The organism is Salinivibrio sp. IB643 (genome assembly GCF_001996105.1).
Taxonomy (GTDB): Bacteria; Pseudomonadota; Gammaproteobacteria; order Enterobacterales; family Vibrionaceae; genus Salinivibrio; species Salinivibrio costicola.
In genome coordinates, this window is the sequence record NZ_MUFF01000023.1 from 14,489 (window position 1) to 27,104 (window position 12,616).

Annotated in this window: 10 protein-coding genes; 4 read left to right on the forward strand and 6 right to left on the reverse strand. The window is 51.3% G+C overall.

Going from position 1 to position 12,616, the window contains the following annotated elements; translation table 11 throughout:
• Position 1: 1 nt before the first annotated feature.
• From gspG to gspC, 5 genes are all read right to left on the reverse strand, one after another.
• On the reverse strand, positions 2-457 hold the full coding sequence (gspG, locus tag BZG77_RS10635) for a type II secretion system major pseudopilin GspG (RefSeq protein ID WP_033379158.1): 456 nt from the start codon (positions 455-457) through the stop codon (positions 2-4).
• A 7-nt stretch (positions 458-464) separates the two neighbouring features.
• Entirely contained in the window at positions 465-1,700 is a 1,236-nt protein-coding gene (gene gspF / locus BZG77_RS10640; RefSeq protein WP_077647224.1) for a type II secretion system inner membrane protein GspF, read from the reverse strand.
• Positions 1,700-3,226, reverse strand: a complete 1,527-nt coding sequence (gene gspE / locus BZG77_RS10645; protein WP_077647225.1) for a type II secretion system ATPase GspE — start codon at positions 3,224-3,226, stop codon at positions 1,700-1,702. Before gspE ends, gspF begins: the two co-directional genes overlap by 1 nt.
• Positions 3,223-5,202 carry a type II secretion system secretin GspD gene (gene gspD / locus BZG77_RS10650; protein ID WP_077647243.1) on the reverse strand — a complete coding sequence of 660 codons (1,980 nt, stop codon included), beginning with the start codon at positions 5,200-5,202 and terminating at the stop codon, positions 3,223-3,225. Before gspD ends, gspE begins: the two co-directional genes overlap by 4 nt.
• Positions 5,203-5,273: 71 nt before the next feature.
• Complete coding sequence (gene gspC, locus BZG77_RS10655; RefSeq protein ID WP_158011440.1) at positions 5,274-6,143, reverse strand: type II secretion system protein GspC; 870 nt, start codon at positions 6,141-6,143, stop codon at positions 5,274-5,276.
• Positions 6,144-6,417: 274 nt separating this feature from the next.
• Between gspC and hslR the strand changes: the two genes are divergently transcribed.
• The 4 genes from hslR to BZG77_RS10675 all read left to right on the forward strand — a co-directional run bounded on the left by hslR (position 6,418) and on the right by BZG77_RS10675 (position 11,649).
• Positions 6,418-6,822, forward strand: a complete 405-nt coding sequence (gene hslR / locus BZG77_RS10660) for a ribosome-associated heat shock protein Hsp15 (protein WP_077647227.1) — start codon at positions 6,418-6,420, stop codon at positions 6,820-6,822.
• Positions 6,823-6,857: 35 nt separating this feature from the next.
• Positions 6,858-7,733 (forward strand): Hsp33 family molecular chaperone HslO, encoded by an 876-nt coding sequence (gene hslO, locus BZG77_RS10665; RefSeq protein ID WP_077647228.1) that lies wholly within the window; start codon positions 6,858-6,860, stop codon positions 7,731-7,733.
• A 321-nt stretch (positions 7,734-8,054) separates the two neighbouring features.
• Positions 8,055-9,683, forward strand: coding sequence for a phosphoenolpyruvate carboxykinase (ATP) (gene pckA, locus BZG77_RS10670; RefSeq protein ID WP_021022572.1), 1,629 nt, complete (start codon positions 8,055-8,057; stop codon positions 9,681-9,683).
• A 124-nt stretch (positions 9,684-9,807) separates the two neighbouring features.
• Positions 9,808-11,649, forward strand: coding sequence for an AsmA family protein (locus tag BZG77_RS10675; RefSeq protein WP_077647229.1), 1,842 nt, complete (start codon positions 9,808-9,810; stop codon positions 11,647-11,649).
• Here BZG77_RS10675 and BZG77_RS10680 read toward each other — a convergent pair.
• Positions 11,646-12,590 carry a bifunctional GNAT family N-acetyltransferase/hotdog fold thioesterase gene (locus BZG77_RS10680; protein ID WP_077647230.1) on the reverse strand — a complete coding sequence of 315 codons (945 nt, stop codon included), beginning with the start codon at positions 12,588-12,590 and terminating at the stop codon, positions 11,646-11,648. The genes BZG77_RS10675 and BZG77_RS10680 overlap by 4 nt on opposite strands.
• Positions 12,591-12,616 lie beyond the last annotated feature (26 nt).

The window sequence follows — 12,616 nt, forward strand, 5'->3', positions numbered from 1 at the left end:
CTTATTGCAGCTCGTTAAGGTTCCAGTTGCCGATGTCTTGGTTGACACCGTCGCCCCCTTCTTGGCCATCCGCGCCTAACGAGAAAATATCAATCACCCCATGTTCACCTGGGCTGACATAGCGATAATCGTTATTCCATGGGTCCTGTGGTAAGCGCTTAATGTAGCCTTGATCCGGATAGCTGCGCGGTACCGGCTCACTTTGCGGTTTGTTCACTAACGCGTCTAAGCCTTGATCGGTGGTGGGATATTGGTTGTTATCCAGTTTGTACATGTCCAGTGCGTTTTCAAGCGCACTGACATCAGCAATCGCCTTTTTGACCGCGGCTTTATCTTTATTACCGAGCAAATTGGGGGCGACAAAGCTTGCTAATAAGCCAATAATCACCACCACGACCATCACTTCGAGCAGGGTAAAACCGTGTTGACGACGCATCTTGTTCTCCTTATTTATCATTATAAAATTACAATCCAACCATATCGTTCATGGCAATAATCGGCATCAAGGTGGCCACGACAATAAAAAGCACCAATCCTGCCATTAATACGATCATTAACGGGCCGAATATACCCAGTGCCACATTCACTTGGGCTTCAAAATCTTTATCTTGGTTATCCGCGGCACGAGAGAGCATGGGCTCAAGATCACCACTGCGTTCACCACTGGCAATCATGTGCAGCATCATGGGAGGAAATAAGCGCGACTGATCCAAAGCGACACGCAAACTGGCACCTTCCCGCACTTTATCCGCAGCCTCCAATACGCGCATGCGGACGTATTGATTACTCATCACTTGCGCGGCGACTTTCATCCCATCTAATAACGGGATGGCACTGGCCGTGCATATTGCCAAGGTACGCGCAAAACGGGATGTATTCAGGCCGCGAGCCACCCGGCCAATTACCGGCAAGGACAGTATTTTTTTATCCCACACTAAGCGTCGCTGCGTATCCTTAAGCAAGGCTCGGATACTGACACCGATAAGGATCAGTGCGCTCACCACCCAAATCCCCCAGTCGGTAATAAAATCACTGGCGTTCAATAGAAATTGGGTGGATGCCGGCAGCGCCTGACCGGTTTGAACAAATTGGCCGACAATATCAGGCACCACGGTGGCCAGTAAAAAGGCGACAATCACCACCGAAAAGAAGGTGAGAATGGCGGGATACAACATGGCTTGTAACAACGTGGACTGAATGCGCTGACGGTTCTCAACATAATCAGCCAAGCGTGATAATACGGTGGATAAATACCCCGCTTTTTCACCGGCAGCAATCATCGCTCGGTAGAGTTCATTAAACACCTGTGGGTAATCGGCTAACGCATCAGCCAAGGTGTACCCTTCCATCACTCGCGCTCGAACACTGGTCATCATGCTGCCTATTCGCGGTTTTTCCGCTTGCTCTGCCACTGCTTTTAAGCACTCTTCAAGTGGCATAGAGGCATCGATTAAGGTCGCTAATTGGCGGGTGATCAACGACAGCTCTTGTGTACGAATACCGCGGTTTCGTTGACTGAACAGTGGCTGCGACGACGATGGCTGTTGGTTAGCACGGCGACGGCGCGTAGCATTGACGTCGAGCGGGGTAAAGCCTTTGTCACGCAGCTGCTGACGCGCTTGTCGTGCAGTATCGGCCTCAATCACCCCTTTACGCTTACGCCCTCGCGCGTCTAACGCTTGATAGTCAAATGCGCCCATTAGCCCTCCTTGGTGACACGAATCACTTCTTCAAGGGTGGTTTGCCCTTGCAGCACTTTGGTTAGGCCGTCATAGCGAATACTCGGACTTTGCGCACGCACGGCTTCTTCTATCGCATGCTCGCCCGCATCATGATGGATCAGCGCTTGCACCTTCTCGTCGACTGTCAGCAATTCATGAATCCCGGTTCGGCCTCGGTAGCCCTTGTGGTGACAGTGTTCACAGCCATCCGCTTTATAGAGCGTGATCGCCTCGCCGGGGCTCGCCAAGCCTAGCTCGACAAATAACGGCTGCTGCGAGCTATCGGCTTGATAAGGGATACGGCACCGTGGACATAAGGTGCGGACCAAGCGCTGCGCCAGCACGCCGAGTAACGAGGAAGACAACAAGAAAGGCTCAATGCCCATATCACGTAAGCGTGTCACCGCGCCAATCGCCGTGTTGGTGTGCAGTGTCGACATCACTAAGTGACCGGTCAGTGAGGCTTGTACGGCGATTTGTGCGGTTTCTAAGTCTCGAATTTCACCCACCATTACCACGTCGGGATCTTGACGCAACATAGCGCGCAACCCTCGTGCAAAGGTCATATCGACTTTTGGATTGACTTGGGTCTGACCGATACCCGCCAGATCAAATTCGATCGGATCTTCCACGGTGAGGATATTGCGATCCTCACTGTTAATGGTTTGTAATCCAGCATACAAGGTCGTGGATTTCCCCGACCCCGTCGGGCCGGTGACGAGCAAAATACCGTGAGGTTTGTGAATCAGTGCGCGAAAATCTTGGTGCAAGCTGGGCACCATACCCAACTGCGCGAGATCCAGTTGGACGGCGTTCTTATCCAGCAAACGCATGACGACACGCTCGCCGTGAGACGAGGGCATGGTCGACACGCGCACATCCACCGCTCGCCCACCAATACGGACCGAAATGCGCCCATCTTGCGGCACCCGTTTTTCTGCAATATCTAGTTTTGCCATCACTTTGACGCGAGACACTAATAATGGGGCCAACTTGCGGCTGGGGGATAGAACGTCACGCAGCACCCCGTCAACGCGAAAACGAATTGATAACGCATGCTCAAAGGTTTCGATATGAATGTCAGACGCGCTTTCTTTAATCGCTTCGCCTAACATGGCATTAATCAACTTAATGATCGGCGCATCGTCTTCCGATTCAAGCAAGTCTTCACTTTGCGGCAGCTCTTCGGCCAACGAGAAAAAGTCGTCGCTGTCAGCATCCGCACCAATGTCAGCCATTAGCTGTTGTGCATCGGCGCTGTCTCTTTGATAGAGGCGAGTCAGGTGGTGCTCAAAGTCAGCATCCGACACCCATTCGGGGGCGAGAGTCGCGCCCAGCACACGTTGCACCTCCACCAAGGTCTGCGGTGTTACCGACGCTAAACACAATAAACGTGGGGTGTCGTTATCGGCCAAGACCACCACACCGTGACGACGCGCAAAGCCAAAGGGTAACTGCCAGGTTGTCACCGGTTCAGCCGCTAGCGCCGCAGCACGCTCACTCATCCTTCTAACTCCGCTTGTAGCATACGTACTTCGGCCGGCATCACCGCTTCACTGTTGTAATCAGGCAGGACCGGTTTTTCGGCGTCAGGCATCAGCTTAACGCCATCTTGGGCGCGCAGTAATTGCTCGGCGCGGATATAGTTGTATTTGCGTTGAGTCACCCCGTCTGCAGTCAAACCGGTACGGATAATGGTCGGCTTAATAAACAGCATCAGGTTTTTCTTTTCAGTTTCGGTCGAGGTCGACTTAAACAAGTGTCCTAAAATGGGAATATCCCCCAACAGTGGCACCTTGGATTCACTTTCGACCGTACGTTCGTCAATCAAGCCACTTAATACAATCATTTGTTGGTCACCGACCATCACTGATGTATTCAGTTGGCGTTTACCAAAGCGCACATCCACCGCGCCACTGGCGCCAAGCACGTTCGAGACTTCTTGCTCAATATCGAGCAACACCGCGGAGCCTTCATTGATTTGCGGGGTGACTTTCAGCTTGATCCCCACATCTTTACGCTCAACGGTTTGGAAAGGGTTATCGTTATTTGAGCCTGTCCGCGAACCCGTAATCACCGGCACTTCCTCACCGACAATAAACGAGGCTTCTTGGTTATCAAGCACCATCAAATTGGGCGACGACAAAATATTCGACTCGTTTTTCGACGCTACCGCGGTCACCAAGGCGGTCCAATCGCCCATGACTACGCCGGCAGCCAAGCCATTTAACCCACCTAACACTTCATTAAGTGCGGAGTAATCGCCCGATTCAGTGATCTCAACGGTTTTTTCCTCACCATCGATGATGCGTGTCTCGGTTCGCGTTCTATCTTTGGTGGCTTCCTGCCCACCGAGGTAACTCGAAATGCCGACACCTGTGTTATTAAACTGAATCCCACCGTTTTCAAGCGAGCCCCACTGTACGCCGAGGTTCGCCCCATCGGATTCCGACATTTCGACGATTAGCGCTTCAATCAACACTTGTGCGCGGCGAATATCGAGCTGAGAAATCACGCTCTCGAGGGTCTTTAAAATATCGGGTGGCGCGGTGATCACCAGCGAGTTAGTGCCTTGGTGAGAGGAAATTTGTACCGCTTGATCATTTACGCTCGGTTGGTTTCTCTTCTCTTTTTCTTTTAACAGATTATCGGAGACGCCTTGTAACACATCTACGACGTCTTCCGCTTTCGCATAGCGCAGATAAATCACCCGGCTGTTGCCCGTGGTCGCCATTTCTTGATCAAGTTGTCGGATAAGTTCAATCACGCGCTCACGGACTTTGGGCTCGCCAGAAACCAACACCGCATTCAGCCGTTCATCGGCGACAATGCGTGGTTCTAATAGCTCAGGGCGGGTGTTGGCGTTGTCTCGCTTATTGAGGGTGTCGACAATCCGTACCATTTCCGCGGCTGAAGCGTGGTCAAGGCGGACCACTTCCACTTTTTTATCGCCTGCTTGATCGACACGCTGGATAATATCGGTGAGCCGATTCACCACCGCGGCACGACCGGTGATCATAATGACATTGGCAGGATCATAGTGCACAACGTTCCCTGCCCCCGCATTATTGATCAGCTGACGCAACAAAGGGGATAGCTCGCGCACCGAGACATTTTTCACGGCAATCACGCGCGTCACGACTTCGTCGCCGACCACGTTATCGCCTTCTCCAACCACAGGAACGGGCGAGGTTTTCGCATCTTTGTCGCGAACAACTTTAACAATCCCATTTTCCATCTCAACCACCGCAAAGCCATACACTTCGAGCACGTTAAGGAAAAATTGGTAGTACTGTTCATCGTCTAACGTATTGTAACTGCGTACATTAATGGTGCCGCGCACCGAGGGGTCAACGATAATGGTTTTCTCGAGGTTGCGCCCTACAATTTCGATAAACTCTTGAATGTTCGTGCCTTTAAACGAGGCACTAAATTCTGCCGCTCTCGCCGGTAGGCCAGAGAAAAGCAGACTTGCGGCCATCAGATAGGGGATCAGTCGTTGCTTTACGTTCACGTCACACTCCTAAAGCCGCACGGGGCGGTTGTGGTAATTTATAGTTGAATCGAAATGTCATGTTGCAGCCCTTGTCGCTCGACCACTAAATCAAGCGTGCCCTGTTGTTGAATGCGATTGAGAATATCGGGAAGCGCCACCGAACGGTCCAGTGTTAAACCATTAATGGCGATAGCGATATCACCCGGCTGTAATCCCGATTGCTCAAATAACACTGGATTTTTTCCTGGTACGAGACGAAAACCTTTTAACTGTTTGGCATCGCCGACCTGCGCTAACTGGACATAATCAAATAAGCGCTGAGGATTGCTGGCAAGCTGTCGCGCTAAGTCGGCAGGCCAGTCAGGGCTGGTCTGCCTTGAGGTTGCCGTCGGCTTTGGGGGCGTATGGTTACCCTCAGAAGAAGAGAACACGGTTTGCGGTGTACTGTCGGCCTCCACACCCGGCATCAACAAGGCTTCACGACGCGTGCCTTGACGAAGGATAACGCGATCGGACAAGACTTGATCGACACTGACCTGGGTACCTTTAACTTGCTCACCCACACCATAGGTTGCTTGTTGACCACCGTTAGCAATCACCGCTAATGCCCGAGCAGGCTGATTGGAAGCCACCACGCCGACTAAAGTAAGCTGTAAACGGGTTTCAGGCACTTGGCTAACCGACTGCTTGCGCTGTTGCGCGGAAGCTTGGAATCGACCAAATAACTGGGCATTAATCGCGGGCGCCAATGAAAAGGCCCCCTTACTGGCGACTTGGCTCATCACAACCTGACTACTCGACGGCAAGATAGGTGCCGCGGGAGGCGTGTAGACATGCCACACCAGTCGCCCAATAAGCCAAGCCAGTAAAAGTACTAGCCCACCGTTTAGGCACAGCAGTACCCGACCGCGTGTTAGTGCAGACATCGAGATTGTTCGTTCAGGACTTCCTGCCTGGATCATCCTTTTAAAACCAATTAATGACACCACATACCTATTGATGGCCTTTTTCGCCATTAGATTACGAAAAGCTAGACATACTAGCAAAAACACATTGTGATCTTGAGACTTTTTCATTTATAGCGTGTTTATTTTACCCAAGTCGCAGCGATGACGGGAAGATAAACGCTGATGCTGTGATACTGCTCTAAAGTAAATTTTATGCTAATGTCGCCGCTCCAGATTGCGCAGGAGTTGAGGGATGAAAAAAAGCACATCGGCACCTTTGACAGCGGTCAGGTTAGATAAATGGCTGTGGGCCGCTCGCTTTTATAAAACACGCTCTATTGCACGCAATATGATCGATGGGGGCAAGGTGCACTACAATGGTCAACGTGCCAAGCCAAGCAGAATGGTCGAGGTTGGGGCTGAAATACGCTTGCGCCAAGGCCATGATGAAAGAACCATCACTGTTTTAGCGTTATCGGAGCAACGTCAAGGCGCGCCGATCGCGCAAACCTTGTATCAAGAAACCGACACGAGCCTAAAGAAACGTGAGCACGAGACGGAAATGCGTCGCTTAAATGCCCATAATCCACGTCCCGATGGACGACCGGATAAAAAGCAACGCCGAGATATTCGTAAGTTTAAACAAGGCATAGACTAAGGCCGCTAGTCGCGCCATTGCCGGAGAGAGATTGCATGTCAAACGATCAATTACACCGTTACCTATTCGAAGATGTGTCTGTGCGTGGTGAGCTAGTCAAGCTCGACGAAACCTATCAACGCATCCTGGAGAATCAAAATTTTCCAGCCCCGGTGAATGCTTTACTGGGTGAAATGTTGGCCGCCACCAGCCTGCTTACCGCAACACTCAAATTTAATGGCTCGATCACGGTGCAATTGCAGGGAGATGGTCCTGTGTCGCTGGCGGTCATTAATGGTGATCACCATCAGCAACTGCGCGGCACCGCGCGGGTGAAAGGTGACGTCAAAGAGGATGCGACCTTGCCAGAAATGATGGGCAAGGGCCAACTGGTCATTACCATTGAGCCTGTCGATGGCGAGCGCTATCAAGGCATTGTTGGCTTAGAGTCGGATCATTTACAAGGTTGCCTGGAAGATTATTTCGCACGCTCAGAGCAGCTAATGACCCGTCTTTGGCTACGTACGGGAGAGGTTGATGGCAAGCCGCATGCGGCCGGTATGATGTTGCAAGTGTTGCCTGACGATAAAGGCGACGAAGGCGACTTTGATCACCTTGCCCAGCTGACTGAAACGATTAAAAATGATGAACTTTTCAGCCTCAGCGCCAAAGATGTCTTATACCGTCTGTACCATCAAGAGAAAGTCACCCTGTATCCGGCACAAGAGGTGGTGTTTAAATGCAGTTGCTCCCGTGAACGCAGCGCCGGTGCTATTGCCGCGATTGAGCGCAGTGAAGTCGACAAAATGGTCGCGGAAATGGGTACGATCCATTTGCACTGTGATTACTGTGGCACTGACTATGCGTTCGATAGCGTTGATGTGGCGGCAATTTTTGAGCAAAACGCCAGCTCCTCCTCTCAAATGCAATAACCACGTGCTACATTTTTAGCGCTTCGAAGTAAATAAGCTTGACCAAGCTCAAAAGCCAGCACAACGCTGGCTTTTTTCTTATTCCTTCCCGACTTAACTCACATTTTTCTGCGCGTTATTTTTGTACAAACAATAATAGGTCTTTGGGTAGCGCAAACGTTTAACTAAGCGTTACCATGTCTATGACATGGCAGCTGGTGGTCCGTACCCTACAATCACAATAACCCCAGTCTGTCGTCATTTATGGAGTCAGTTCCTGAATCTATATTTCAGGTTGCTAGCACAAAGACAGTTAACACCATCTTACCTCAAGGAGCACCTATGACTGTCCTGAACGTCGAATCTGAGGTCGCTGACATCGATCTTTCCCGTTATGGTCTGGAAAATGTCAAAGAAGTCATCCGTAACCCCTCATATGAGCAGTTGTTCGAAGAAGAAACCAAACCTGGGCTGGAAGGCTACGAGAAAGGCGTAGTGACCGAACTCGGCGCGGTGTCGGTAGACACGGGTATTTTTACCGGCCGCTCTCCCAAAGATAAGTACATTGTTCGTGATGACACTACGCGCGACACCCTGTGGTGGTCGGATCAAGGCAAAAACGATAATAAACCGATCGATCAAGCGGTATGGAATGATCTCAAGGCACTGGTCACACAACAACTCTCTAATAAACGCCTGTTTGTCGTTGATGGCTATTGCGGTGCCAACCCCAACACACGATTACGTATTCGCGTGATCACCGAAGTAGCTTGGCAGGCGCACTTCGTCAAAAATATGTTTATTCGTCCAACCGAGGAAGAGCTTAAAGATTTCGAGCCTGACTTTGTGGTGATGAATGGTGCCAAATGCGTGAACAACCAATGGCGTGAACACGGCCTAAATTCAGAAAACTTTACCGTTTTCAACCTCACCGAACGGATGCAGCTTATTGGCGGTACTTGGTATGGCGGTGAAATGAAAAAAGGCATGTTCGCGATGATGAACTACTTCTTGCCGTTGCAAGATGTCGCATCGATGCATTGCTCCGCCAACATGGGCAAAGATGGCGACGTTGCCATCTTCTTCGGGCTATCTGGAACCGGGAAAACCACACTCTCCACCGATCCTAAGCGCCAGCTTATCGGTGACGATGAACATGGTTGGGACGATCAGGGCGTCTTTAACTTTGAAGGGGGCTGCTATGCCAAAACCATCAAGTTATCTAAAGAGGCTGAGCCAGATATCTATAACGCCATCCGCCGTGATGCGTTATTAGAAAACGTCACCGTCCGTGGCGACGGCCGCATCGATTTTGACGATAATTCGAAGACAGAAAACACCCGCGTGTCATACCCCATTTATCATATCGATAATATTGTGAAGCCGGTCTCAAAAGGCGGCCATGCAAACAAGGTGATTTTCTTGTCTGCGGATGCATTCGGCATACTTCCACCGGTGTCTAAATTGACGCCTGAACAAACCAAGTACCATTTCTTATCTGGTTTTACCGCGAAGTTAGCAGGTACCGAGCGCGGCATTACTGAACCCACGCCTGCTTTCTCAGCGGCCTTTGGCGCGGCATTTTTGACCTTGCACCCCACCAAGTATGCGGAAGTATTGGTCAAGCGCATGGAGGCGGCAGGGACTGAAGCCTATCTGGTCAATACAGGCTGGAATGGCTCAGGCAAGCGGATATCCATCAAAGATACCCGCGCGATCATCGACGCGATTTTAGACGGCTCGATCGAAAAAGCCGACACCAAGGTAATTCCAATCTTTAATTTGGAAGTTCCTGTCTCGCTAGACGAAGTGAGCGACGGCATTCTTGACCCGCGTGATACCTATGTTGACCCGCTGCAATGGGAAAGCAAAGCGAAAGACCTGGCCACACGCTTTATCGATAACTTCGATAAATACACAGATACCGAAGAAGGCGCAGCCTTGGTCGCTGCAGGTCCACAGTTAGACTAACCCCTAGCCCCATATTGCTGATGCGATATGGGGCGCTATTCCTCAGGGCGACTGGTTGACTGGTTGAAGTTTGGCAACTTTTACGCCAATCTTACTGCTACTCGTTGCCTGATAGGATTCATTCATGCGCATCCTGGCCAAACTCTTTGCCAGCTTTTTTATCCTAATCATAATCTCGCTGTCAGTGATTTTCGTATTGCTCCATACGCGACACGCCACCCAGGTTTTTACTACCCTTATCACCCCTACACTGCCAGGCACCTTAACAGCAGAACAAGTGGACTATCACTGGCAACGTCCGCTTCACCTCACTCTGACGCAACCGAATTACCAATATGGCCATCAACACTGGCAGGCCAATACGGCGCGTGTACAGTTCTCTGCCGAACGATGGTCTCACCTACGATGGGTAAGGATTGACGGTCTAAGCCTTGATCTGACCGATCGCGCCATAACGTCTCTTGATATGCTACCGGCGACGCTTACCATTGGTCGTGTCCTTTTTAATGATCTTTCCCTGCAAGGACAAGGCTGGCAAGCGCAGCAAGTCAGCGCTCAGCTCGATGATTGGCACAAAGGACAAGCCCCTTTAGGATCAGTTCGCGGCCGCGCGCAATGGGAGGCCAAACAAGTCGACTGGCATGGGCTACAAGCCTCTCAACTTTTAGTCGATGCCACACCAGCGCCTAACGGTTGGCAATTCCGCGGCGTGTCTTTTGAGTGGCAAGGTGCCGCGATCAGCGCCCAAGGCCATTGGCAGCCAGGTGCGCTCGCCTTAACCCAGTTAACCCTGAGCGATGTCATTATCGACGGGGAGGATACGTATCAACGCGTGTCCAACGCCTTATTGCAATGGCCCCACACAACCACGTTAACCATCGACCGCACTGATATTCGCCAACTCAGTGCCGAAACCGAACAGTTTTCGGTGAATGGCCTCACCTTATCGGCCGAGCACATCACCATTGCGCCAAAGACGCCTTGGTGGCAACAGCCTAAGCTGCGTGCATCATTCAACGCTGACTATATCCGCTGGCACACGCAGACTTGGGATCAACCGCTTGGGGATATTGAACGTCACGGCGAAAGCTGGGTGATCCATCAGTTGACCAGTCAATGGCAAGAAGGATTTGTCGGGCTATCCGGGCACTTTTCTAAGCGTCATTGGCAGATTGATAAGCTACAAGCCAATAACCTGACACTCAGTCACGCAGTGCTTTCTCCGCTGATGGCGGCACTCCCGGAGTGGCCGGAGACACTGTTCATTGACGACGTATCACTGAAACATAATCAATGGCTGGCCTTATCGCCGCAGTTTCCTATCAAAATCAGTGGCATTGATGTTAATGGACGCGCATTGCAGCTATCCCCGTTCAAACAATGGCGCTTAACCGATGGAAGTTTGACCGCCAGCGCAAGCCACGCCAGCATCAATCAGCATTGGCTGGCTGAGCCCTATTTGCGCCTCGATGCCGATCAAGGGAAATTAACCCTCCAGCAGCTATTGCTGGGCTTCCCTGATGGCCAACTGGCTGTATCAGGCGCCTGGGATTTAAGCGCCCCCAGTCAACCATGGTCACTGTTTGTGGATGGGTTACAAATTCCGCTCTCTGTCTATCAAGACTGGTTTGATTGGCCCCTCCCCCTGACAGGGTTTCATGATATTGAGGCAAAGTGGTCAGGGCTGGCAGCGGATCGAGAAAGCTTCAATGTGGCGCTCAATGGCGAGATGGATATCACCTTCTTAGATGCAAAAGCCCATGCGGATTCAGACACAAATTGGGCCACGCAAATAAGCGCTTGGCTGCAACAGCCAAGCCCCAAGAAGGACAAACAACAGACTTTCCCGTTTGAGACTTTATCCATTGATGCTGATCGCGGTCAACTGACCGGCGCACTGCAAGGCGAGACACGCTTATCCATCCAGTGGCCGATTTATCGCACGGACGCCCCACGCATTCGTTAGCGTAACAAGGTCAACTGTGGAGCAGGTTGTGCGGTAGCGCCATCATCCGAGGGGAGCAGGACATAGGTGCCGGTAAATACACCGGCTTTTTCATCACCACTGAAAAAATCGACTTCTAACGTCACACGGGCACGGCGTCCGTTTTCTAATCGATCGAGCTCGCCACTAAGGTTATCGAGTGACACACTCGCCCGGGGCCGCTCTGCAACCGGACGACGGTAGCGAATATGGCTATCCGCTAGGACAATATCCGCGCTGAGTTGGCGCTCTTTCATCAATAGCCATACCATGCCCCAACCGGTTAACGTCGCAAGGCTGAAAATACTGCCTGCGAACATGGTTTGGCGAGGGTTTAAATTGGCGTTTAAATTGGCGCTCACTTCAAAGCTGTAGCCAGTGAACTGGCTAATTTTGACTCCCATTTTGTCGCTAATCGGAATGTGTGCTTGCCAACGCTGCTGAAGCTCGGTGCACCACTCAGGACGGCGAACCACATCCGATAACGGATCCAAGGGTTTAACCATCTGCTGATGACGTATCGGCCCTCGCTCGTCACTCAGATCGCCCTGACGGAGGAAATCGTGTTGTGCATAAAAGCTCACCGCCTCTTCACGCGCACTGCACACCAAACGCTTAGCGCCCTCTTCCCGCGCTAACGACTCTAACGCCATGAGCACTAAGGCTCCTAAACCACGATTACGATAATCTGGTGACACCGCCATATATCGGATTTGGCCGTCATTGTCTGGGGTTAAGTACAAGCGTCCAATCGCGACCGGCGCGTCATCACTGTCTACGATCATACGATGACACGCATTAACATCATATGCATCGCGCTCTGAACCACGCGGCGCATGCCATGGCTCTCTTAACATCCGATAACGAAAGTCATAATAACGCGCTAGCTCTTGCTCTGTGCGCGGGGTAACGATTCTAAACATGCCTGTCTCTCCTTGTGAGGCGCGTG